Source organism: Microcoleus sp. Pol12B5 (assembly GCF_036701335.1).
Taxonomy (GTDB): domain Bacteria; phylum Cyanobacteriota; class Cyanobacteriia; order Cyanobacteriales; family Microcoleaceae; genus Microcoleus.
Window position 1 is genome coordinate 22,259 of the sequence record NZ_JAUBQQ010000019.1, and the last position, 24,852, is coordinate 47,110.

General features: G+C 46.4%; 19 protein-coding genes. 7 read left to right on the plus strand and 12 right to left on the minus strand.

What is annotated here, in order from left to right; genetic code table 11:
• Nucleotides 1–10: 10 nt before the first annotated feature.
• Entirely contained in the window at nucleotides 11–628 is a 618-nt protein-coding gene (locus tag QUA24_RS11810; RefSeq protein ID WP_333229827.1) for a hypothetical protein, read from the minus strand.
• Nucleotides 629–745: 117 nt separating this feature from the next.
• On the opposite strand from QUA24_RS11810, the gene QUA24_RS11815 reads away from it, so the two are divergent.
• From QUA24_RS11815 to rimM, 3 genes are all read left to right on the plus strand, one after another.
• The gene (locus QUA24_RS11815) at nucleotides 746–2,020 is read left to right on the plus strand and encodes a molybdopterin-binding protein (RefSeq protein WP_333229829.1); all 1,275 of its coding nucleotides are present in this window, start codon (nucleotides 746–748) and stop codon (nucleotides 2,018–2,020) included.
• A gap of 110 nt (nucleotides 2,021–2,130) precedes the next feature.
• Nucleotides 2,131–2,763, plus strand: a complete 633-nt coding sequence (locus tag QUA24_RS11820; RefSeq protein WP_333215726.1) for a response regulator transcription factor — start codon at nucleotides 2,131–2,133, stop codon at nucleotides 2,761–2,763.
• A gap of 155 nt (nucleotides 2,764–2,918) precedes the next feature.
• Nucleotides 2,919–3,560, plus strand: a complete 642-nt coding sequence (rimM, locus tag QUA24_RS11825) for a ribosome maturation factor RimM (protein WP_333229896.1) — start codon at nucleotides 2,919–2,921, stop codon at nucleotides 3,558–3,560.
• A 69-nt stretch (nucleotides 3,561–3,629) separates the two neighbouring features.
• Here the strand turns inward: rimM and QUA24_RS11830 are convergent, their stop codons facing one another.
• The 8 genes from QUA24_RS11830 to QUA24_RS11870 all read right to left on the minus strand — a co-directional run bounded on the left by QUA24_RS11830 (nucleotide 3,630) and on the right by QUA24_RS11870 (nucleotide 16,125).
• Nucleotides 3,630–4,088, minus strand: coding sequence for a phosphate-starvation-inducible PsiE family protein (locus QUA24_RS11830; RefSeq protein ID WP_333215728.1), 459 nt, complete (start codon nucleotides 4,086–4,088; stop codon nucleotides 3,630–3,632).
• 361 nt (nucleotides 4,089–4,449) lie between these two features.
• Nucleotides 4,450–4,764, minus strand: a complete 315-nt coding sequence (locus QUA24_RS11835) for an RNA-binding protein (protein ID WP_333143949.1) — start codon at nucleotides 4,762–4,764, stop codon at nucleotides 4,450–4,452.
• A gap of 618 nt (nucleotides 4,765–5,382) precedes the next feature.
• On the minus strand, nucleotides 5,383–7,554 hold the full coding sequence (locus QUA24_RS11840; RefSeq protein ID WP_333229832.1) for a nitrate reductase: 2,172 nt from the start codon (nucleotides 7,552–7,554) through the stop codon (nucleotides 5,383–5,385).
• Between the two features lie 372 nt (nucleotides 7,555–7,926).
• The gene (locus tag QUA24_RS11845; RefSeq protein ID WP_333229834.1) at nucleotides 7,927–9,519 is read right to left on the minus strand and encodes a nitrate ABC transporter ATP-binding protein; all 1,593 of its coding nucleotides are present in this window, start codon (nucleotides 9,517–9,519) and stop codon (nucleotides 7,927–7,929) included.
• Nucleotides 9,520–9,623: 104 nt separating this feature from the next.
• Nucleotides 9,624–11,648 (minus strand): nitrate ABC transporter ATP-binding protein, encoded by a 2,025-nt coding sequence (locus QUA24_RS11850; RefSeq protein WP_333229836.1) that lies wholly within the window; start codon nucleotides 11,646–11,648, stop codon nucleotides 9,624–9,626.
• 160 nt (nucleotides 11,649–11,808) lie between these two features.
• Nucleotides 11,809–12,678, minus strand: a complete 870-nt coding sequence (gene ntrB / locus QUA24_RS11855) for a nitrate ABC transporter permease (protein ID WP_333229838.1) — start codon at nucleotides 12,676–12,678, stop codon at nucleotides 11,809–11,811.
• Between the two features lie 149 nt (nucleotides 12,679–12,827).
• A complete protein-coding gene (locus tag QUA24_RS11860) occupies nucleotides 12,828–14,150 on the minus strand; it encodes a CmpA/NrtA family ABC transporter substrate-binding protein (RefSeq protein WP_333229840.1) in 1,323 nt (440 codons plus the stop codon).
• A 91-nt stretch (nucleotides 14,151–14,241) separates the two neighbouring features.
• Entirely contained in the window at nucleotides 14,242–16,125 is a 1,884-nt protein-coding gene (locus QUA24_RS11870) for a ferredoxin--nitrite reductase (RefSeq protein ID WP_445242608.1), read from the minus strand.
• Between the two features lie 612 nt (nucleotides 16,126–16,737).
• Here QUA24_RS11870 and QUA24_RS11875 point away from each other — a divergent pair.
• Together QUA24_RS11875 and QUA24_RS11880 are read left to right on the plus strand one after the other, a co-directional pair.
• On the plus strand, nucleotides 16,738–16,953 hold the full coding sequence (locus QUA24_RS11875; protein WP_333159210.1) for a hypothetical protein: 216 nt from the start codon (nucleotides 16,738–16,740) through the stop codon (nucleotides 16,951–16,953).
• A 937-nt stretch (nucleotides 16,954–17,890) separates the two neighbouring features.
• Complete coding sequence (locus QUA24_RS11880) at nucleotides 17,891–18,793, plus strand: PEP-CTERM sorting domain-containing protein (protein ID WP_333229842.1); 903 nt, start codon at nucleotides 17,891–17,893, stop codon at nucleotides 18,791–18,793.
• Between the two features lie 98 nt (nucleotides 18,794–18,891).
• Here the strand turns inward: QUA24_RS11880 and QUA24_RS11885 are convergent, their stop codons facing one another.
• The 3 genes from QUA24_RS11885 to QUA24_RS11895 form a co-directional block, all read right to left on the minus strand.
• Nucleotides 18,892–21,546 carry a C39 family peptidase gene (locus QUA24_RS11885; protein ID WP_333229844.1) on the minus strand — a complete coding sequence of 885 codons (2,655 nt, stop codon included), beginning with the start codon at nucleotides 21,544–21,546 and terminating at the stop codon, nucleotides 18,892–18,894.
• A 445-nt stretch (nucleotides 21,547–21,991) separates the two neighbouring features.
• Nucleotides 21,992–22,432 (minus strand): peroxiredoxin, encoded by a 441-nt coding sequence (locus QUA24_RS11890; protein ID WP_333159204.1) that lies wholly within the window; start codon nucleotides 22,430–22,432, stop codon nucleotides 21,992–21,994.
• A gap of 253 nt (nucleotides 22,433–22,685) precedes the next feature.
• A complete protein-coding gene (locus QUA24_RS11895; protein WP_333229846.1) occupies nucleotides 22,686–24,176 on the minus strand; it encodes a catalase in 1,491 nt (496 codons plus the stop codon).
• Nucleotides 24,177–24,332: 156 nt separating this feature from the next.
• On the opposite strand from QUA24_RS11895, the gene QUA24_RS11900 reads away from it, so the two are divergent.
• On the plus strand, nucleotides 24,333–24,599 hold the full coding sequence (locus tag QUA24_RS11900; protein WP_333229848.1) for a hypothetical protein: 267 nt from the start codon (nucleotides 24,333–24,335) through the stop codon (nucleotides 24,597–24,599).
• Nucleotides 24,592–24,831 carry a hypothetical protein gene (locus QUA24_RS11905; RefSeq protein ID WP_333229850.1) on the plus strand — a complete coding sequence of 80 codons (240 nt, stop codon included), beginning with the start codon at nucleotides 24,592–24,594 and terminating at the stop codon, nucleotides 24,829–24,831. The genes QUA24_RS11900 and QUA24_RS11905 overlap by 8 nt, the downstream gene beginning before the upstream one ends.
• Nucleotides 24,832–24,852 lie beyond the last annotated feature (21 nt).

Here is a 24,852-nt window from a genome sequence, read left to right on the forward strand (position 1 = left end):
CTACTTATAACTAGCTCTCAATATTTTTATAAAAAACTTTCTTCAGGAAACACTTACACACATACCAATAATAAAATGCAATGTTAATTTCGCTAAACAGTTTAGGTACTCCCTCTAGTAAACTGGATAATATTTTGTTTCTTAAATGCAGGGCATCTACGCCGATCGCAAAAAACAACAGGCCCAAACCCGCTAACAATATTTGGTAGGGAGTTAACTGTAGTTCTCGCCTAAAAAAACATCCGTAGGATGACAAAATAACGGCGTATAAAAGACTTACTCCTAGCTTAGGAATTCCTATGGCTATCATATATATATGAATTCGGTAAGTTTGATTCAGTAGAAATCCACCTGTTAAAAAAGCGGAAAATAAAATAAATCTATTTTCATTAGGACACGGTTGAATAGTTTTAGCTAGTCCATAGGTAAAAGTACAAACAACGACTGGTACACAGCATAAAATTTGGAAAGTACGAGTTAACAAGGCGACATTAGGATGGGGAGAAAAATAAGGCTGGAAGAATAAGTCGCTGACTTTTAAGCCTGAAAGTTGAGTAAAAAATATCAGTAGCGCCACCAATAATAAAGATAAACAATTTAGTCGGACAACAAAGCGCGAAAGAGTCATAAGCAATTAATACCAAAAATTAGGTCTACTGCCCCAATCAAAAAAAATTATATCACCAATATCTATGGATATTTTGCTAAACTTAATCATGAGTGTTATCAAAACAAGGAGACAGTCATGCTGTCAGTGAAAGAAGCGGAATCGATCGTTCTAAATTTGGCGCAACCTCTCGACAGTCAGGGGGATGTAGAAACTGTAGACTTACTGGCAGCATCGGGGCGCATTTTGGCTGCACCCGTCACTGGTTCCCTAGATTTTCCTTATTGGGATAATTCAGCAATGGATGGGTACGCAGTGCGGTTTGCTGATGTGGAAAATTGTAGCGCCGAAAAACCAGTGGTACTAGAAGTAGTTGAAGAGATTCCAGCCGGATATCAGCCTCAAAATACTGTTCAATCGGGGCAAGCGGCACGAATTTTTACGGGTGGGGTGATGCCTGCGGGTGCTGATACGGTGGTAATGCAGGAAGAAACAAGGCGTGAGGGCGATCGTATTTTTATCTTAGTTTCTCCTGAAAAACCGCAAGCATTTGTCAGGCACAAAGGCGCTTTTTATCAAGCAGGAACAACTTTGCTAACTCCCGGTACAGTTATCAATGCCCCAGAAATGGCGGTGTTAGCAACTGCCCAGTGCATTCAAGTTCCCGTTTATCGGCGGCTGCGGGTGGCAATTTTTTCTACTGGTGACGAATTGGTATCGCCAGACGAACCTTTGGCACCGGGGAAACTGGTAGACTCGAATCAGTATGCTTTGACAGTTTTGTTGGCGCAAATGGGATTTGAACCGATTCGATTGGGCATTGTTCCTGATAATGAAGATGCGTTAAATAAGGCGATATATCGGGCTGTTGCTACGGCGGATGTGGTACTTTCTACGGGGGGCGTCTCGGTAGGAGACTACGATTATATTGAGAAAATATTGGGGGATTTGGGAGGAAAAATTCACATTAGTTCTGTGGCGATTAAGCCGGGAAAACCTTTAACGGTTGCTGCGTTTAAACGAGGTGAAAAGAATGATGATTCGCCGAGTTTGAGTTCGGATTGTCTCTATTTTGGTTTGCCAGGAAATCCGGTTTCGGCTTTAGTCTGCTGTTGGCGCTTTGTTGTGCCTGCTTTGAAAAAGATGTCTGGGCTTGCCCTGGATGCTTGGGGGCCGGAGTTTCTCAAAGCTAGGTGTAATACTGAATTGCGATCGCCTGGGCAGCGCGAAACTTATGTTTGGGGTAAACTACATTTAGTTGCCGGAGTCTGGGAATTTGAACCTGCTAGCGGCAGCCAAAATTCAGCGAATTTAATTAACCTCGCCAATACGAGTGGTTTAGCAGTTTTGCCACCAGGGGATACCTGGATTGTACCGGGTGAATTCGTGGAGGTTTTAAAAGTTAGTCAGTAGTTAGTTGTTATTGGTTCGGTGTAAGTTTATGTAAAATATTAATAACTAAGTAATCTTCCTTCTTCCTTCTTCCTTCTTTCTTCTTCCTTCTTCCTTCTTCCTTCGTAATTATGAGAATTTTAATTGTTGAAGATGACCCGATGATGCAACTGGGATTAGAGCAAGTTTTAGCCGATTCCCCAGAAATAGAAATAGTAGGACAAGCAGAAGATGGCTATTTAGGCGTAGCAGCCGCACTGAAACTCAAACCTGATATTATTGTAATGGATATCGGTTTGCCGCGGCTCGACGGCATAGCAGCGACGCAGCAAATTAAAGCACAACTGCCCGAAGTTCGAGTTGTAATGTTAACTTCTCACACGGCAGAAACTGAAATTATTGCTGCCCTTTCTAGTGGTGCTGATGCTTATTGTATTAAAGGTGCTTCTATAGACAGGCTGTTAGCAGCGATCGCAGCCGCAGCAGAGGGCGCTACCTATCTTGATCCTCAAATTGCCCGGACTGTCATCGAACACCTCAAACCCCCGACACCTGCCTCTACAACTACTTTTGGTCAGTTGTCGCAGCGGGAATTGGAGGTGTTAAGATTAATGGTGGAAGGTAACAGCAATCCCGAAATTGCAGCGGCGCTTTACTTGAGTCCAAATACTATTAAAACTCATGTTCGCGGTATTATGAATAAGTTGGCAGTGGATGACCGCGTGCAAGCAGCAGTTGTAGCGCTGAGAACTGGATTGGTGTAAAGAAGTCAGTAGTCCTTAGTCAGTAGTCAGTAGTCATTAGTTATTTGTTGTTTGCTACCCAGGCTTTTCTGCTACCCATGCCCCATGCCCCATGCCCCATGCCCCATGCCCAATTCCCAATTCCCAATTCCCAATTCCCAATTCCCAAAAAGTTTATGTCTGAATGGATAGAAATCGGTAAAATTGTAGCAGCTCAAGGTTTGGACGGGGAAGTGCGAGTCTATCCCGATTCGGATTTCCCGGAAAGGTTTATCGAACCGGGGAAGCGGTGGATTTTGCGCCCTAACAAAAGTGAACCGGAACCGATCGAGTTTTTGGGCGGTCGCTACATTCCGGGCAAAGGGCTGTATGCTGTAGAGGTAGATGGTGTGGAAGACCGCGATAGTGCTGAGGCGCTGCGGGGCTGTAAGTTGTTTGTTGAAAAGACCGATCGACCTTACCTCGAATCTGATGAGTTTTACGTCCAAGATTTGATCGGTATGGAAGTTTTTAACCAGTTAACCGGGGAAATCCTAGGCAAGGTAAGTGATATTATTCCCGCAGGTAACGACCTTTTAGAAGTAGAAACGAATCTAACTGCGCCGGAAACTGTCGCTGCAGAATTGGAAAAGCCAAAACAGCCTGAAACTCCCCAAGCAAATGCTGACCCCAGAAATACCCGCAAACCACGGAAAATTCGCGTTAAAGAGCCTAAATCCACAAAAATATTGATTCCTTTTGTGGAAGAGATTGTGCCAGTTGTTGACTTAGAACAAGGCAGAATTGAAATTGTGCCTCCTCCTGGTTTATTGGAATAATATCATGTCCGGTCGAGCGATCGGATATGATATTAGTTATTAACAATTCGCAATCCCCAATTCCCAATATTAATCCTTTCCTCTATTTGTGAACCGCACTATCAAGTAGCTGATGGAAAGCGCGAAAATTGCAGTCGCCAAACCAATCAAGTCGGCTGCGGTTTTCTTTTCCAGGTCAAGAATGATTATTTTTCGAGATACTGCTATCAAAGAAGTTACAATAACTAGCTCTACTTGAATTACGTGCTTTTTCAGATAAGCTGTAATATTTTCCAAGATTTCCAGAGCAATTAAAACATTTAAAAATAACCCAAATATGACAAACAACGTGTCTTTTAACAAATTATCAGTGTGGTTTACCAATTCTTTTGCTAAAAAAATCAGCAAATCGCAAACGCTGAGGAGAATTACCCAAATCATCGCCAGTGATAAAATTTTCGATATTACTACTTCTACACTTTCTGTAAAATGCAGAAAATTTTCATCACTACTTGACTTGGAAATTTGCCTAAATATTTTTTTCAGCATACCAGTGATTTAGTCTTCATTCTTAATGATTTTGTCATTGTTCGGTACACTTTGCAAGCGCAAAACTCTGTGATTGCCTGGTTTTACGGCATCACCCGGGTACTTGGGAAAAGGCGGCTCTCTTTGCCTGTTATATCTTATAGTTTTTCGTCTCAGCTAGGAATCGATCGCACGCGATGAACTCCTCATTAATAATTTTTGCCATAAAAAAGCCTCAAACTATTGTCTAGCAATAGTTTGAGGCTTTTAATGCGCGGTACGACCACTGAACTAACTATCTATTCTCAACAGAGAATGATTGTTGACTTCCAGCTTGCTCCGACGCAATATACAAGATAGCTAAAAATTTAGCTCGGGTGGTTTAGTAGCGACGAGAATTGCCACCGCGATCGTTGTTGCCCCAGTTACCACCACCAGAATTGGAACCACGTTCTTCACGGGGTTTTGCTTTGTTGACTTTGAGGTCGCGACCCATCCACTCAGCACCGTCAAGAGCCTCAATGGCTGCGGCTTCTTCGGCTTCTGTAGACATTTCTACAAAAGCGAAACCCCGCATCCGACCTGTTTCCCGGTCAGCAGGCAACTGAACGCGCTTTACTGTTCCGTACTCTCCAAAAGTTTGGTTGAGGTGCTCCTGCGTTACTTCGTAGGATAAATTGCCGACATAGATTGACATTGAACATTCTCCAGAATCAGAGTGTGTAGAGATTTAAATCCGGAGGAACGCCGATCGAACGAACTGCACTGCCGAAAATAAAGCCTTGTAAAACAATTATAGCACCTTGAGGTGCAAACTGCAATTGTCTGACTCTATCAATTAAAAAGAAGGCAGAAGGCATTCGCCATAAGGCATTCAGCCGAAGCAAAAACTCCCAATCAAGAAGGAAAAACTCAGAATAAATAAATTTAATTTTCCTTATTCCCGGGCTCTGCCGGGGAAACGCAGTTTTTAGGCTGCGTAATGGCATAAGGATTTTAGGTTTTAGATCGGGGATTTGAGATTTAAGATTTATGTGTAGGGTATGTCCGAGTTCAAAATTGCTCGATCGAGAGAGGTTGTTAGCCCAAAAAACGGATACAAGCCCCGGACTCCTGTCGGGAAGAGTGCAAAATTTTCGACTCTTGTTCAAGATCCCAGATTCATCTGTGGAGTAAATCTTCAATCGTTCGACTGAGCGTGATTGACTGAGCGCTCGCCGAACGTCAATCAAGTTCCTCTCGTTTCCCTGTCTATCCCCCGCGGCTTCCCGCTCTTTCTTCGTTGATTTGTAACATCCCGTAGTTGGACGGCAGATCAAGAAGTGACGGCGAGGGTGGATTTTGCCCAATTAAATTCCTCAACTTCTGCGGCAGTATCTGCCCCAACCAGCACCAACTGCACCGCACAAGCTTTTAACTCAGGCTGTTTGGAATCTGGACAGCTTGCAGCATGAGTCATGGCATTGGCTTCAGCACCTTCGGCCCACAGAGAACCCCAGTGCATGGGTACAAATAGCGTACCTGGGGCGATCGCCTTTGTGACTTTTGCCGGAAACTGCGCCTTGCCGCGGCGCGATCGAACTTCCAGCAAATCTCCCTCCTTAATCTGCAATTGGGCAGCATCGCGGGGGTGAATTTCCAAAAACGGATCGGGGTGCAATTGATTAATTTTCTCTGTTCTACCCGTCCGCGTCATCGTGTGCCAGTGTCCGTAAAGTCTCCCTGTCGTCAACACAAACGGATAATTGGGATCGGGAGGTTCTGCCAGTCCCCGCGAGTGATAGGCCGAAAATCTTGCCCGCGCGTCAGGAGTGTGAAAACGCCTGTTAGTATACAGCCGTTTCGCTTCGTTCGCTGGATGCACAGGCTCGTTTTCCCGGCAAGGCCACTGCTGTGGCCCTTCTTGGCGGATGTATTCGTGGCTGAGACCGGTCATGTCGCAAGGCTGACCCCGCGTCAACTGCGCGTACTCTTTAAAAACCTCCGCACTGTTCTCGAAAGCAAAGTGTTGGGCAAAACCCAACCGCCGTCCCACTTCAGCGAAAATGCTCCAGTCGTCGCGGGCTTCCCCGGAGGGAGTGTCGAAACCGGGACAAAAGGTAACGCGGCGTTCGGAATTCGTCATTACTCCGGTTTTTTCGCTCCACTGCGTTGCCGGCAGCAGGATGTGAGCGTAGGCAGAGGTTTCAGTGGGATAGTAAGCTTCTTGATAAATAGTAAAGGGCGATCGCAGCAAAGCGGCTTTAGTGCGTTCCAAATCCGGCATACTCACCACCGGATTAGTAGCTGCAATCCACAGCAACTCGACTTCGCCAGTTTCCAAACCGATAATCATCTCCCAAGCTGTGCGGCCTGGATTCGGGGAAATGCTTCCCGGTGCGATTCCCCAAAACTCCTCGACTTGGGTTCTGTGTTCAGCATTTTTCACAAATCGGTAGCCTGGGAGCAAGTGAGATAGTCCTCCGGCTTCCCGCCCTCCCATCGCGTTTGGCTGGCCTGTGAGGGAAAACGGGCCGCATCCCGGTTTGCCGATTTGACCTGTCATTAAGTGCAAATTAATCAGCGAGCGCACCTTTGCCGTGCCTTCCGACGACTGATTCATTCCCATCGACCACAGCGACAAAACCCGCTGCGACTGTTCCCAGTAGTTTGCCGCCGTTTCTAACTCGCTGACAGTAATGCCGCAGCGCGAGGCTACAAACTCCGGCGTGTAGCTGCTAATAACCTCAGCAAAAGCTGAAAAATTCGCCGTGCATTCTTCAATAAACTCAGCATCTATTGCTTGCCTGCGTAACAACAAATATGCAATTCCATTAAGCAAATCTATATCCGTACCCGGTTTAATTGCTAAGTGCAAATCCGCCGCTTCCGCAGTCGGAGTCCGCCTTGGATCTACCACAATCATTTTGACATGGGGATGCTTTTTGTGGTATTTTGCTAATCGATTAAATACGATTGGATGGCATTCCGCTGTATTGCTACCAATAATAAAAGCGCAATCGGTTAATTCTAAATCGTCGTAACAGCAAGGCGGCCCGTCCGAGCCAAAGCTTTGAACGTATCCAGAGACTGCTGAAGACATACACAAGCGAGAATTAGCATCAAAATTATTAGTACCCAGACAACCTTTCATTAGTTTCTGGGCAATATAATAATCTTCTGTTGCGAATTGACCCGAACCGTAAACGCACAAAGCATCGGGGCCGCTGGTGCTGCGAATTGTTTGGATGCGATTAACAATTGCATCGAGAGCTTCGTCCCAGCTAGCGCGACGGAACGGTTGGTCGAGAGTATCTCGCATCATCGGATACAGTAGCCGATCGCTCCGAATGGACTCTGCTACGGTTGCTCCCTTAATACAAACCATGCCCTGACTCGATGGGTGATTGCGATCGCCCCGCACTTTCCAACTTTGTTTTTTGTCGGGAACAACTTCTAGACCACAACCTACACCGCAGTATGGGCAAAGAGTTTTTATAGTTTCCATCTGGTGATTTTAGATGCTAATTTTTGAAAGCTAATGGGTAATTCGTAATTCATCATTATAGTCGGAACTGAGGGCTCCTGCAAATAACGTGTCAATCATTACTAACTTACCGCATATATGCTTCACAGAAACGGACAATACCCTGATTTAAAATTACCCGCTATCTTAGTAAAAATCTGTCTCGCTCTCGCTTTTAGTCAGCTTCTGGCTGCTACTCAATCTTCCTCACACATAGGAAATTTATACCTAACTCTTGTCACCCCCAGGATGGGGCTAGGAGGAATCGTTGCCGAGTTAAAACAGCGCGCAGGAACTACTTTTGACCTGGTTGTTAATACCAATTCGAGATTTAGTGCGGAAGTATTATGCCGCCTACTTCTCTGTTTTAACTTCTAATACGCCACCGTTGGTGGGGCTAAAAGTTACTTGGAACTCAGCAGTTTTTTCAGAGCCTACTGCGGCATCTGCAGGAGTTTGCAAAATCGCCAGAGGAGTTTCTTTGACGAAATCTTTAGCTGCTTTATTTGTGGGATCGAACTGTAGGATCTCCCCGTTTTGTTTTACTTTGACCCGATAAGTCAAGCTTTCGGTAAATGTCGGAGTTGTTCTCCATTTTTGGTCGATTTGTGCATACAACTGCTTTCCGATCGCATCGAGTTCGGCTTGGTCAGAAATCACTGATGCGGCAGTGGTGGCAGCAATGGGTGCAGGACTTGCAGCAGCAATGGGTGCAGGGCTTGCAGCAGCGATGGGCGCAGGGCTAGCATTCGGTGCGATCGAACTTGCTGCAATTTGCGGGCTGGGGGGAGAACTCACAACCGCCGCAGTCGGCGCCGGAGGTGCAGTTTCTGCTAGTTTCGCTTGCTTTAGCTGGCTGGAAACAACAGACATATTGACCGCAGCTAAAGTAAACATTGCTACGAACCACGAGGCTGCCAGGATGCCGCGTTTAATCGACGAGGCTTCTGAGGGTTCGGCAGCGTGAGACACAAAAGGTGCAGGTGCAAGAGGCCTGTCAGCAACCGCAGGCTTTTTGCTAGCAGGTAATGGCATCGGTAGCGCGACGGCTTCTGTCTCCGAGTCCGTTTCTTCACCTTCTTCGTGGTGGGCGTAGCGAGAAAACAGGAACTCCAAAGCAAAGTTGCGAAGTTCGTAGTATTTCGGGTCTTCCATAATCCGCGCCCGGTTGCGGGGACGGCTGAACGGAACGTGCATATCTTCGCCGATGGAAGCAGCAGGCCCGTTGGTCATCATCACGATGCGATCAGCCAAAAACAAAGCCTCATCAATATCGTGAGTAATCATAATGACGGTAATTTTTTCCTTCCGCCAAATTTTCAGCAATTCTTCCTGCAACTCTTCGCGGGTAATCGGGTCTAGAGCTCCGAAAGGTTCGTCCAAAATCAACAGTTTGGGACGAGTTGCCAGAGCTCTGGCGATCGCCACCCGCTGTTTCATCCCCCCGGACAATTGGCCCGGTCTTTTGTTACAAGCTTCGGTCAGCCCCACTAATTCCAAGTGTTCCTGGACGATCGTATTGTGTTCATCTGCGGACTTTTCCGGGTAAACATTTTCAACGCCGAGGTGAATATTTTCAGTAGCAGTCAGCCACGGTAGCAGGGAGTAGTTTTGAAACACCACCATGCGATCAGGGCCTGGTTCAGTAATCTGCGAACCTTCCAGGGCTACTTCTCCGTTTGTCGGCCCGTTGAATCCCGCAATCATATTCAACAAAGTTGATTTGCCGCAGCCAGAGTGACCGATCAAACAAATAAATTCGCCTTCATTAATAGTCAGGTTTACACCGTCGAGAACCACGTAAGGGCCTTTAGGAGTTTCGTAGACTTTCGATACGTCTTTAATCGTAAGAAAGTCTTGCTTGGGCGTTTGAAGTTTGGTTTTTTGGGGAGTTTTTAGAGTTTGCATATTTTCAGGATTGGGATTTTGGGTTGAGGAATTAGACATGACAACTTTGGATTGAGAATTTGAAATTAGGGACTTAGGAAGCGGGAAATGTGGAGTCTTGTTTCCTGATTTCTTGCTCCTCATTTCCTCTTCCTATTTACTGGTTATGCTGGCAGTTTGATGGAACACTGACTGCCTATTTGTTCAATTAAGATTTCTTCAATGCGGACGGCACGTTTGATTTTGACATTGTGAAGATAGTCGATCGGGTCGTCGAGATTAAACACAGTGCCGTCAAATAGCTCGATCGTCCGGCGATCTCTGGCAATATCCGGCAAGCCCAATTCACGCACGGCTTGACCGAAAACATCGGGCCGCAAAACTCGATCGACCACTTCCACCCAGTTTTTTGGGAACGGGATCAGTCCCCACCGAGCCATCTGCGCCATCACCCACACCATTTCTAGGCGGTCTGGAAAATTGGTTTTGTCAACAGAGAACTGGTTGAAATTGTAGAGCATTTCTGGTTCTGCCTCCGTACCGGAGTTGTACGGATCGATGAACCCTGGACGGATGTCTTTGGGATCGGCGCCGATGTATTGTTCTTGGCTAATCAATCCTAGGACTTCTTCGCGGTTGCGCCGGTCATCGCAGTATTCGCAGGCTTCCAAAAGCGCTTTGACGAGGGCGAGGTGGGTTTGAGGATATTTCTGAGCCCAATCTTCGCTAACACCGAGAACTTTTTCGATGTGTCCGGGTAGAATATCGAGGGAACGGGCCATAACAAAACCCGTACCACTGTTGACTGCGTGGGAGTTCCAGGGGTCGCCTGAGCAGTAGCCGTCAATGTTTCCTGCTTTTAAATTCGATACCATCTGCGGGGGCGGAATCACGGTCAAGCCCACGTCGAGGTCGGGGTCGATGCCGCCGGCGGCCAGCCAGTAGCGGAACAGCAGATTGTGCATGGAGGCAGAGTGTACCGTGCCCAAGGTGTGAACTTTATCGGGACTCTTGGCGATCGCAGCTTTGAAATCCTCTAATGTCCGAATGCCTTGTTTGTAGAGGTCTTTGTTGAAAACAATCGAATTGCCGTTGCGAGAAAGCGTCATGGCGCTACAGACGGGTACAGGGGCTTCACCGTCGAGCCCCAACAACATCCCGATCGGCATTCCGGCGACCATTTGCGCTGCGTCCAGCCGTCCTTCGGCGACTCCTTTGGCGATAGCTTTCCAGCTTGGTTCACGGCTGAGAGTAACTTCTTCCAAGCCGTGGGCTTTGAAAAATCCTTTTTCTTTAGCTACTACTAAGGGGGCGCAGTCGGTGAGGGGAATAAAGCCGATGTCCAGGTTGATTTTTTCCAGGCCGTTGCGGGCGATCACAGGCGGTTGTTGTTTGGCCCGGCGCTGTTTGACCCGCTTTTGCTGGTTAAGGAAGTAAACCATTTCGTTACGCAGCGCGTAGTAACTCGGGTGGTTGACAACTTCCATGCGCTTGCGTGGGCGGGGAATGTTCACTTCGAGGATTTGCCCGATTTGCGCTTCCGGGCCGTTGGTGAGCATCACAATGCGATCGCTCAGTAATAAAGCTTCGTCCACGTCGTGAGTTACCATCACGCTGGTGACTTTGCTTTCCTCGCAAATTTTCATCAACTGGTCTTGCAAACCGCCGCGAGTTAAAGCATCGAGGGCGCCGAAGGGTTCGTCTAGCAACAGCAATTTCGGGCGAATCGCCAGGGCGCGGGCGATCGCAACTCTTTGTTTCATCCCCCCAGAAATTTCGCCCGGACGTTTGTCGGCGGCGTGTCCGAGTCCGACCAATTTAATGTGGTGTTCGATCACCAACTCGCGATCTTCTTGAGAGTTACCGCTGTAAATTTCATTTACTGCTAGGGCGATATTTTCGCGCACCGTCAGCCAAGGTAGCAGCGAGTAATTTTGAAACACCACCATTCTGTCCGGGCCTGGATCGCGGACTTCGCGTCCTTCTAAAGTAATCCCGCCCTGACTTGCTTTGTCGAGGCCGGCGATGATATTGAGAAGCGTAGATTTGCCGCAGCCAGAGTGCCCAATTAAGGTGATGAATTCTCCTTTTTTAATTTTCAGTTCGATATTTTTAAGAGCAATGTATTGCTCTCCATTGGGCAAGTTAAATACGCGGTCAACGTGGTCTACTTCAACAAATACTGACATGGTAATTTTAGGTTAGTTTGTAATTTGTATGATGCTGATTATTAATTGGGCATTGGGCATTGGGCATTAATTTACAACTCATTTCTACCAGTTTGTAGTTGGCAACCATTCCCCATTCGCCATGCCCGATGCCCGATGCCCGATGCCCGATGCCCAACTCCTATTTCTGTTCTTCTGGAACAACTTTGGACGCGATGAAACCAACGATTCTGTCTAAAATTAAACCGACAATTCCTACATAAAGCACTGCTAGAATCACTGCGCTGAGTCTAGAACTGTTGTAAGCGTCCCAGATGAAGAACCCGATGCCGACGCCGCCGACTAACATTTCCGCAGCTACGATCGCCAGCCAAGACAAACCGATGCCAATTCTCAAGCCCGTGAAGATGTAAGGAACAGAAGAGGGAAGCAGGATTTTCCAGAAATATTTTTGGTTAGGGAGGCGCAAGACGCGGGCGACGTTTCTGTAGTCTTGGGGTATTTGTTGAACGCCTACTGTGGTGTTAATTAGAATCGGCCAAATTGCTGTAATTAAGATTACGAAAAGTGCTGATACTTCGTTAGCTTTTACCCCCATGCCCTCAAAGGGATTGAACTGTTGAAATACTGCCAGGGCGATCGGCAGCCAGGCCAGGGGCGGGATAGTTCTGAATACTTGAAACAGCGGGTCTAAAGCATCGAACATTAGGGAGTTTGTACCGATCAGGATGCCTAAACTGATGCCGAGAACTGCTGCCAAAGTAAAGCCGATCGCCACCCGCTGCAAGCTAGCCAAAATTTGCCAGAACAAGCCTTTGTCTGTACCGCCATTGTCGAAGAAAGGATTAATAATTAGATTCCAGCTTTCTTGGACAGCTTTGATGGGGCCCGGCAAGCTGGAGTCGGGACTATTGCAGAGGATTTGCCAGATTATCAGCAGAACTGTAATTGCTACCAGCGGGCGGATGATTTTTCGGCGGTTTTTTTGAACCTGATCCAGAACGAAATTTACTGGATTTTTGCTTTTAGTAACAGCGATGTTTGTTGCCATTTTTCTTTTTGCAGTATTGTGAATAATCGATTATTTGTAGATACTTTGAAGGGAACACCATGTCTGGGGTGGGTTGAGTTACGAAACCCAACTCCACTCAATTTTAAAATTGGTCAACTGTCAACTGTCAACTGTCAACTGCTCACTAATTATGCTTTTTTGATTGCCAGACTCTTCAGATATTCTTCTGGTTTTTCTGGGTCAAACTTCACGCCGTCAAAGAAGGTTTCGACACCGCGAGAAGTGGTAGTAGGAATTTGGGCGGCGGGGACGCCAAGTGCTGTCGCTGCTGCTTTCCAAATATCTTCGCGGTTAACTTTATCAACGGTTGCTTTGATGTCGGTAGTTGCCGGGATATAACCCCAGCGAATATTTTCAGCTAAGAACCAAGCATCGTGACTCTTGTAGGGATAAGAAGCATTATCAGCCCAGAATTTCATCGCCACTGGACTGGCAGCTTCAATGCGGCCGGTACCGTAGTCAATTTGACCTTTAGAGCGACTGATAATATCTGCTACTGGAACTTTTAACCACTTATCTTGAGAGATTATTTGGCACATCTCATCGTGATTTTCTGCCTTGTCGCACCACTGCTGGGCTTCCAGTACGGCCATTGTAATTGCTTTTGCAGCTTTGGGGTTTTTGTCAACCCAATCTCCTCTTAAAGCGAAAGCTTTTTCAGGATGATCTTTCCACATTTCTCCAGTTATTAAGGCGGTGTATCCTACCTTTTGAGTAACTAGCTGAGCATTCCAAGGTTCTCCTACACAAAAGGCTTCCATACTGCCAGATTTCATGTTCGCTACCATTTGGGGCGGTGGTATGGGAATCACGGAAACATCTGTATCTGGATTAATACCGCCGGCTGCTAGCCAGTAGCGTATCCACAAGTCGTGGGTGCCGCCGGGAAAGGTCATAGCAATAGGAACGTTTTGATTTGCAAAAGCTGCTTTCAGCGGTGCGCTGTCTGTACCTACTTTTAAATTTAGGTATTTTTTGCTGAGCGAAATTGCCTGACCGTTAGTATTTAACCGGGCGACAATGTACATGGGCACTGGCTGATTGCCTTTGGTAACAGTGCCTAATGTCATTTGGTAAGGCAACGGGGATAAGATGTGGGCGCCGTCAATGCCGCCTTTGTCGGAACCGAGTTCTAAGTTGTCGCGAGTAACTGGCCAAGATGCTTGTTTGGTAACTTGTACATCTTTCATGCCGTACTTGGCAAATAACCCTTTTTCTTGGGCGATGATTAAGGGCGCTGCGTCGGTGAGGGCGATGAATCCGAGTTTGGCTGCGGTAACTTCTGGCGCGTCGGCGGGGTTGATGTTGACTGCTGGGGCGGCGGTGGGCGAAGCGCCGCCGGGTGTGGCGTTAGATGTGGTGGGACTGGAACTGCAACCGTGGGCTAGGAGGGTGCCGGCTGCTGTTGCTCCAGCGGTGATGATGAATTTTCTTCTAGAAAGGTTGCTCATTTGTCTTGAATTGTTGTTGTACTTGGAGATGGTGGAAATGTGAGATGTGAGATTGATTCGCGACCTTTGCATCGCGTCTCACATTATGAGATTAGGCGTCGATCGTCACTTTGCCGATCGCCCGCGCGCTGCAAGTTAAAATGAACCCTGGTTCTAAGTCTGCCGCCGCGTCTGGTTTGCTATCGTAGACTGTTTGGCCTTCTAGGAGTTTCTGCTGGCAAGTGCCACAGCTTCCCGACCGGCAATTGCTGTCAAGTTCGACTCCGGCCCGTTCGGCAACATCGAGAATGAACTCATCTTCGCTGCAAGCAACTTCTTTGCCCGATCGAGCGAAAATGACAGTAGATGTCTGAGGTTTGGCTGCCGAGACTGCCGTTTCGCCATCCTCAACCGTCAATTGCAGTTGCCGGTTCAGCAAAGCTACATCCCCTGTAATCTCTTTGGGAACTGCCCCAAACTGCTCGACTAACAATTGATGCAGCAGCGGTTTGAGGTCTTCGCAAGGGATGCCTTTTTGGACGCAAGCACCCAAATGAGCGTCTTTGCCAACAGTGCCTCCCATGTAGATGTCTACACCTTCGAGGGTTTTGCCGTTCTTGCGAACTTTTGTTCCCATCAAACCAATGTCTGCTACCTGGGGTTGACCGCAGGAATTGGGGCAGCCCGTCCAGTGAATTCTCACAGGTTTGGGAACTGAAAGTTCGGCTTCGAGTTCCTCAATCATTGCCACGGATCGGCTTTTGGTTTCGATGAGGGCGAAGTTGCAAAACTTGGCGCCGGTGCAGGAAACCAAGGCTCGTGTCAGCGGTGCGGGGTTGATGGAAAAACGCTGCAACAGCGGTTCTTTAACCAGCGATTCTATCCGCGAGTCGGGAACGTTGGGAATAATCACGTTTTCTTCGACAGTGAGCCTGAGCTCGCCGCTACCGTAAACCTCGGCGATTCTGGCCAAATCGAACAAATCCGATGCCTGCAGCCGTCCTACGGGAACGTGCAGCCCTACATAGTTGAGCCCTGATTGTTTTTGGGGGTAGATGCCGATGTGGTCGCGTTTTTCCCAGATGATTTCATCTTTCGGCGCGGCGGCGGGCAAAGTGCGACCTAATTCTTGTTCGACTTCGGCTCGGAATTGTTCGATTCCGAGTTCGTCAATCAGCCACATCAGCCGCGATTTTTGGCGGTTTGCTCTCGGGCCTTGATCTCGAAACACAGTTAAAATTGCTTTGCACAAATCTACAACGTCGCTGGGACTTGCCCATGCGTTGAGAGGAATTGCAGCTTCGCAGCGTTTGGCGGAGAAGAAACCGCCGACTAAAACGTTAAAGCCGATGTTGCCGTCTTTGTAAGCGGGTACGAAGGCGATGTCGTTGATTTCGGCGTGGACTGAGTTGTCGCGGCAGCCTGCGATCGCAATATTAAACTTTCTCGGCAAATTTGAAAACGCGGGGTTGCCTTCGCCGCTGTTAGTAATCAGGTCTTGGACTTGGTTCGCCAGTTCCCGCGTATCTATCAGTTCGTCGGCGTCCAGGCCCGCGACTGGGGAACCCGTGATGTTGCGTACGTTGTCCATGCCAGACTGGATGCTGGTCATGCCCGCTTCTTTGAGGCGGCGGAAGATGTCGGGTACGTCTTCGATGCGAATTCCGCGCAATTGCAGGTTTTGTCTGGTGGTGATGTCGGCGCTGCCGTCGTCGCCGTAGCGTTGGACGATTTCTGCTAGGGTTCTGGTTTGATTGCTAGTAATGATGCCGTTGGGCAAGCGCAGCCGCATCATGAATTTGCCGGGAGTTACTGGCCGAAAGAAGATGCCGAGCCATTTGAGGCGGTGCTCGCGATCGATTTCGTCCATTGCTTCCCAGCCGATTGCGGCGAAGTGGTCGAGCTCGGCTGTTAATGTTAAGCCATCTTTTTCGGCTTTGAGTTTTTCAAACTTGTTCAGGCTCGCTTGGGCTTTGGGTTCTACTGTTTGGGTCATCGGTTTACCCTCGCTGCTGACTTGTGTGGGGAGGTATTGACTTGGAGCATAAAGTGTGTGTTTCCTGCTAACCTTAGTGACTGTATGGATTTAAAACTGTATATTTAGTTACTAGATGGAATTTCTTTTAAGCATGGTTGGTCTTCTGTAAACTTGAGCTTGACTGGGCGCTGGCTCGAAGGTCGCCAAACTATTTATGGTTATAGTTGCTACCGATGATTCGGTCGATCGCTGCGTTTCGATGCACCTTTGTTATGAGCTAATGTAAGGCCCACGATTGTAAATATTCGTAGCTATTTTTACAAAATATTGAGTTTTATGAATATTTCGCATAGGACCGATGCGTTTTATACATGGGAAATGGGTCAAGACACCCCCAAAACGGAAAAACCTCTCTAAATCTTTAGATTTAGGAGGGGAGAGGGGGAAATTAGAATATCTAAGATTAATGTTGTGAGTGCGATCGCATACTTAAAACGAGATCGTCACACAATTACAATGGTCGCTGTCACACAGTTTGCCTCAAAACATCACCTTGTGTGCTATGCCAGCGTCACTATTAATTTTCGGAGAACCAGAGATGATATAAGCATCGAATTCAGGGAACGTCTCATGCTTTTAGTTCAACTTATCCCCGGCGCTATTTCCGAAATGCTTGCTTCTGTTACGGATACGGGTTGTTTGACTTTAGCCGATCGCTACGGCTTGATGGCCGCTGTTTTGGACGACTCTCTCGACGATGAATACAGACATTCGATCAACCGCCTGCTGCGTTCTGTGATCAAGGGCAGAGTCAAGATAGTCAACGAACTGTCGGCGATATATTAACAGCATTTAAAAATTTGATTGATTTATGCAGCGCATAAGAGTGCAGAAACCACCGACGGAGTTAGAAGGAACCCACCATGCCTGCGGATGTAGGGCAGAAAGTTAATTGGGTGTTCTAAAAACGTGCGATCGTTCTTGCCGTATGATTTTTGTTGATTATCCAATTCTCGCTTTGGGCGGCACTTACAGAAAAAGTGCTGATTCATGAGAGCCTGTTGGGTTGAACGCTGATGGTAAAATTAGTAAAACTGCTGTGCGCGATCGGGATTTTAGAAGTTTGAGGAATGAAGTCCTCCCAACCAACGTAATTATAATTATTGAACAGCGCTGGGGATGAAAGACTATTTATGAAAATTATTAATCAAACAATCGAATTATTAAGAGAATCCGGCATCTGCATCTACAACATCACGCCCCTATTGTCAAAATTAATTGGTAATTGATAAAAAACCAATTAAGTCGATCGGCCAGAAAAACAATAATATTTTGGAGAGGCGAGTACCGCCTATATGTGGACTAGCCAGCAGTTTATTGCTGTTCTCAACCGCCCAAACCGGGTAGTCGGTTTATTTGCACCTACAGCACTTATGCAGCCCCACTATAATAGTGTGCCTGCGTCAGTCCTATATAGCAATCCTAAATGATTTGTGTAATTCTTGTAGGAGCTCTCCCCACGCCCGGTTGCCCCGATGCAGGCTGAGGTAGGCACTTTTAGCACTACCCCTACATATTTTTACAACTGATGCGAGGATTGCTGTATTTAGCTACTCGCATGAGTTCGTTGTTTTAACCAATCTAGTTGATAGGATTTAGCCTGACCCAATATGTAGCAAAACTTTAAGGAATTCGGCCCGAATGTATGATTTACTAAATAAAAATTAAAAACTGTCGATCGATCAGACTGGACAATTTAACAATGATTCCCAGGGAGCATTTTATGAAATCCATTGCTAAAAACAGCATCCACTGGACTTACTCAGTGGCTATTTTCTGTGCCCTTTTCGCACTACAGCAACAAAAAGCTACAGCAGCAACGCTATCTAACGGATGGAATTATGCGATCGATTCCTTCAACGACGGCGTGACAGGGCCCCAAATCGGTGGCGGGGAATTTGAATTTTACGGCATCGCCATCAAAGAAACATCAGATACAGCTTTTATCGCCATCAATTCTAATCTAAGTTTAGCAGGATATGCCGACCCACTAGCTCAAAGAGGCAACATCAACTACGGCGATTTCTTCTTCAATTTTTCCGGTCAAAACTTCAATACAGCTAACGCAAACGGCAGCTTGTTTGGTATCCGCTTTGCCGAAGGAAATGACTCCGGCGTGGCGACAACAGGCGTTTACAGTAACGTTACAGCGAAAAACGTCACCCAAACTAACTCTGGCTTTAGCAATTTAAACCAATTCAATACGGTAGTGGCATCTCAAGGCGGAACCCCATCAATGGGCGATTTAGCGGCCACAGACCCATATTTTCTCCAAACAGGAAACTCGACGATTCTTAACTCCATAGCTACGGGTACAAAAGTAGGAAAAATTAATTTTTTAACTCCAGCAACTTTGAGTGTCCTCGGTTTTAATTTCGCTCAGTTTAATGCCGTGGGTTCTCAAACAATTGGATTCAGTTTTAATAAATCCTCAATGCCTTCGGGGAACTATATTGCTAACTTTTTTGCCGAGTGCGCTAACGATGCGATCGCCATTAAAGGATCTTTTGAAAAAGGCTCTGCTGAACCAGTACCAGAACCTGCTACTATCTTCGGTACTTTAGTCGGATTGAGCTTTTTAGGTATTGGCGCAGCAAAACGCAAAATTAAGCGCAAGATTTCCTAAGTTAAGTAGGGTGTGCATTAAGTACCTTACGAATAGCTGTTATGCACACCTTACTAATAGTCGTAGTGCCTCAAACTACTTGCAAACAGTAGAGTAGACTATGGATAGATAAAATGCGCCCAAACATTCCCATCTGGTCCAGCCACTTGATTGACGTAACTGTAGGGATACATCAACTTTCTCCCCTCAGTATCGCTGTAACCAGTGAGTGCATCTCCCCAAGGATCTTGCACTATATAACCTTGAGAATTGTAGCCAATTACAGTAAGAATGTGACCGGCAGCAGTAAAATCTCCTGCTAAAACTACTGGCCGCCGATTTAGCAATTCCGATCGCACCTCGGCCCATTTGCGAGTCGTACTAAAACTCGTCTTAAACCCGTAGGCCTGAATCAGCGCCGAAAGCACACTGTGATCCGTTTGAGAACCCTGGCCGGCATAGTCGAAACACCACTGCAACAACTCATCCTCCAACTGTCCGCCCCACTGAGAACGAAGGCCATAATAATAAAGCACCATGGCGATCGAAGTTACGTTGCAAGTAGACCAGTCAAAACGCGGATTGTCCCGCTGCGAAAAATACGGCACGTTCAATTCCACATTGTTCGGAACCGGATCGAAAATTTTATCTCCCCGCTTGAACTGAACAAAACTAGGAAAAACATAACCTGTATTGCCAAAATTCGGCAGTTCTTCAGTCAGGGAAACTTTCAGGTGAGATCCTTCCGCACCGTAGCTGTTAACGCCGTAAACTCGACCTAAAGGCAGCGTAGTTTTCTCGGTACTGCTCAGGCTAGAAGAATCTACCGGTCGTTTTTTAAAGACAGTTGCTTGCAGGATTGTCATCGTCAAAGCATCGGGGTCAAAGGGAACTTCTTTGCCGTCTTTTTTAATTTTAACGTCCTGCCAATAAATAAATCCGATATTGCCAAAACCGGGAATAGATTCGGCTAGAGTTACTCGGAAATGCCCCAAAATGCAGGCATAACCAGTAATGGCATAGGTAGTGCCTAAAAGTAGGTCAGCAACTTGATCAGCAGGCAGTTTCGATGAATCTTCCGGCTTAGCTTTAATCTGAGTTGTTTGAGTTACCAAAAGTTGAGCGCTGACGTTGCTATTCGGTACGTCAGCCAGGTTAAATTTTAGGATTTGAGTACCTTTGGCCAACTGAACGTCGGGTTCATAAAAATAGCCAAAGGTGCCGACAGGCCAAATTGCTGAATCCAGAACCACCTTGAGATGCCCGTCAATAAATCCGTATTTGCTAACGGCCAAAGTCTGGCCTGCTTTGACAAAAACTTTTTGCTGATTGTTGAGCCGGGAAGAATCAAGGGGAGCTACCTTAAACAAAGTGTCAGAAACTATTTTTAAGGTCAAACCTTTTCCGACAGTTAGCGGATCGGAAGTTACGGTAATGTAAATTATTTGGCTGCCAGTAACGTTACCTTTGCTATCAGTTGCCCGCAACCTGAGCCACCGAGCTCCCGCTACGCTAAATCCTTTAGACAAATTAACTTCCCAAGTGCTGGCAGTTTGGTTTAGCGTGACGCTTAGGGGCAATGTATCCTCAGCTATCACCTCAATTTTTGCTGCTTGTTGCCGGTCAAAAGTACCCCGAAGGACGATCGGCTGATTGACTAAAACTTCTGACGGCCCTTGATAAGTTAAATTCACAGCGGGATTAAAAGATTTGCCACCGCGGCTGAATTGCACAAAATCGGGATAAATGAAACCTGTATTGCCAAATTGTGGCAAATTCTCGGTCAGCGAGACTTTAATGTGGCTTTGTTCGATCAAGAATCCGGCAATTCCGTAAATCATTCCCGCCGGCAAGGTAATTTTTTCTTGGGGTGGCAGGCTAGCGGCATTTATTGGCTGCTTTTTAAACACAGTCGTTTTGATTACAGTCATCGTAACCGCATTTCTATCATACTCAATTCCCCTGCCGTCTCGCAAAATTTGGACGTGCAGCCAGTACAGAAATCCCGAAGTTCCTAAGTTAGGAACTGCTGCTGCAAAAGCGACTCGGAAATGGTTTTCCACGCAAGCGTAGCCAAGAAGATTGAAAGTTTCTCCCGCGTTAAATTGTAATTTCTGAGTTGGTCCTAAAGTTCCAGAATCTGCAGGGGTGAACTTTAACCAGGTCTTTTTGATCACCCACAGTAACTGCATTCCAGGCGGCGGAACCGGCAACTCGGCGCGATCGAATATGAGAATTTTTGCGCCTTTGGTGATGAGTACGTGTTTTTCGTAGAAAAAGCCGGACTTTCCCACCGGATAAATTGGATTATTTAGTTGAACATTCAGATGTCCGTCTTCTAACTCGTAGTCGCTAACTTGATAAATTTTCCCTGCTGGTATGTCCGCTTTTTGCAGCTCGTTGAGATTGCTCGCGGGTAGTGTTCCGGCTTTGAATTTGGTATCTGTGAGAGTAATTAAAGTGAAAAATTGAGCAGGTGACCCAGAAGCAGGATTAACTTTGATGTTAATTGTTTGTTGGCCGATAACTTTGCCGGTCTTATCAGTTGCCCTCACCTGCACTGTGCGAGTTCCTGTGCTATCGAATCCTTTTTCTAAACTGATGTTCCAAATGCCTCTAGAGAGATTTATCCCTACATTCAGGGCATTTGAGCCTTCTGTTGCTGAAATCGCTGCCACTAGATTTTTGTCAAAAGTGCCAACTAAGACAGCCGCTCTATTGACCTCAATTTCTCGCGGGCCTAAGTAACTTAAAATAATGTTGCTGTTTGTCATTATCTATCCCCCTACCTACTTAATTATTCAGCTAAAGCAAGGATAACTTCTGATTTTATTAAACACAATGACTTGAACCAGGACAAAATCCCCCCTAGATTTAGCCTACGGGCGGTTAATGCCTTTTCCAGCATAAGTTTTTAATTATTGGCGGGAGTTGCCCCACAAATCTCACTTTAGGCGTAGAATAAGCACCTTAACCGAATATATGCCTGGTTAAGCGGATTTGTGGTGTAAGTTTTGAGGGAAAGAATTTAGTTCGAGTAAGTTGCTTCCCCCTGTACCTTTGACCCATCACTGGCTGAGTCAGGACTTACGAAAAAAACCCGGTTCCTAGGAGAATATTGCGTATAGCAACGAGGCATCTAGGAAGAAACCGGGTTTTTAGCCGTTTGGTGCGTGCAGGAGTGTTAGTGCGATCGGCTAAATTTCGACTAAACTGCGACTAAACTATAGTGACCAGAATATCTTGAGCGTGAGAGTCAACTTTCAGATTTTCTCCTTCATAAACCTGAATAATTTTGCCGTTACCGTCGATGACAAAAGTAACGCGCTTGGCATAATCGCCTTTCTCGACATCGTAAGCTTTGGTAATCGTGCCATCAACATCTGCTAAAAGCTGGAAAGGCAAACCGTATTTCTCTGTGAACTTTTGGTGCGATTCCTCATTGTCTCGGCTGACACCGAGAATTACAAGATCTTTGCCCTTGTATTCTTCATAAGCTGCTTTGAAGCTTTGGGCTTGTCTGGTGCAGCCTGGGGTGTCATCTTTGGGGTAGAAATACAAGATTACGGTTTTACCGGCGAATTCGGAGAGGGAGACGGTGTTGCCGTTGGTGTCTTTGGCGGTAAATTGAGGAGCGGCACAGCCAATTGGTAATGTCATAGTTGGATTTCTCTTGTTTGGTTTTTATTGCAGTTCCTCAATTTATTTTACTTGGTTCTGTGCCTTTTCAAGAAACAATTGCTAAAAATCGCGTGAAGCGAAGCTATCCCGCTCTTAATCGCCCCCAACTCCATGACGTTAAGCTTTACTGCATTTAATTTACACCTAAGACGGGGCTAAGAGTCCCTGTTACACGCATAGTTTCAATAGACATCTGCTAAAAAGTAGATGTCTAATTGAATGTTCGCGGGTTCTACATACCAACCTGTTGACCAGCAGCGGGCATCATAGACGGATCGATCGTAATTCCTAAACCTTCTGCGACTTGGCGGCCATAATTCGGATCGGCGCGGAAAAAATGGCACAGTTGGCGCATCTGAATCTCCGGTTTTGCTGCACTCAAACTTTCCACAATGTTAGCTATAAGCCGCTGCTGTGCGTCGGGTTTCATCAAGCGATAAAGGTCTCCTGCTTGGGTGTAATCGTCATTGCCCTTACGGTGATCGTAGCGATCGACTTTGACATTTCCTAAGTCCCAAGTTGGGTCAGCATAAGCACAGTTTTGCTTCGGCGCATCCTCGTGGCTGTTGGGTTCGTAGTTCGGCCCGCTACCACCGTTGTTACCCGGTGCCATTGCGCCATCCCGTTGATAGTGCATCACGGGACACTTTGGTTGATTGACAGGCAATTGTTGATAGTTTGCACCGAGACGGTAGCGTTGAGCATCTGGATAAGACATGATGCGAGATTGCAGCACTTTGTCTGGAGAGAAGCTAATACCTGGAACGACATTAGAAGGAGAAAATGCCGCCTGTTCTACCTCAGCAAAAAAGTTTTGTGGATTGCGATTTAGTTCAAGAATTCCCACGTCAATTAACGGAAACTCTGAGTGCTTCCACACTTTAGTCAAGTCAAAAGGGCTTTCGCGATACTCTGCAGCTTGTGCCTCGGTCATTACTTGAATGCAAAACCGCCATTTGGGATAATTACCTTGGTCGATCGCCTCAAACAAGTCGCGAGTAGCATGATCGGGGTCTTCGCCTTTGATCTGCGTCGCTTCTTCGGCGGTGAAATTATCAATACCTTGCATGGTTTTGAAGTGGAATTTGCACCAAACTCGTTCTCCTTGAGCATTGATTAGGCTGAAGGTATGGCTGCCAAAACCGTCCATGTGGCGGTGGTTTTTCGGCGTACCGCGATCGGAAAACAGAATTGTCACCTGATGCAAAGCTTCTGGACTCAGGGACCAGAAATCCCATTTCGCGTCAGCATCTTTGAGATGCGTTTGGGGATGGCGCTTTTGGGTGTGGATCAAATCAGGGAATTTGAGCGGATCGCGGATGAAGAAAACAGGCGTGTTGTTGCCTACTAAATCCCAGTTTCCTCCTTCGGTGTAGAACTTGATCGAAAAACCTCTAGGGTCACGTTCGGCATCCGCTGAACCTTGTTCGCCGCCTACGGTAGAGAAACGGAGGAGAACTTGAGTTTGTTTGCCAACTTCTGAGAATAGCTGAGCTTTGGTGTAGCGAGTAATGTCATGGGTGACGGTAAACGTGCCAAATGCAGCGGCTCCTTTTGCATGGACAACGCGCTCAGGAATGCGTTCCCGGTTGAAGTGAGCCAGTTTTTCCATCAGGTAAAAATCCTGCATGAGGATAGGCCCGCGTTCACCCGCAGTCAAGGAATTCTGGTTATCTGCAACCGGAATTCCGCTAGCGGTTGTCAATGTTTTGTCTTCTGTCATAGTGGGTAAATTGATTGCTGCATCCTAAGTATTCTATACCTTTCTGTGGCCCAGGTGTTTCTGCGGAGGTAATTCTCAGATGGGCGATCGGGTGTTATATTATTAGTGTGTTTTCAAAATTTGCTGATTCAATTAAAACTAATTTTTCAACAAAATATGATTGATTTCTACAATGTGGTTCTCAGAAAAAGTGCTGATCATTTGGTTTCTTTGTGTTTAAAAAATGGCTTGGTGGGACAAGGAAATACCCCCGAACAATCTATTGATAAACTAAAACAAGCTATTGAGTCATTTTCCGAAGTTTATGAATCAGAGTCTGATGTTTATCTCAGTCCTCTTTCTCTTAATGAATTACACGAGTTTCTGACTTTAGAAGATGCCGAAACCTCAGATAGTTATGAGTTAAGGAAAGTTTATGGCTAAAAACATTCCATCTTTAAAACCTAAAGCATTAATTAAAATTTTAAAACAAAACGGATGTCAATTTTACAGAGAGGGGAAAGGAGATTATCGTTTGTATATGGGTGAAATTGAATGCCTAAAAAGGATTGTTCCGATGGATATGGGTGTAGGGGAAATGTCACCGGCTTATGTGTTGCGAATTTTCAGGCAATTTGGGTTTACAGATCCAGAAATTGAGGGGATGATTAGTTAAGTAAGTTGATTTAACTAGCAT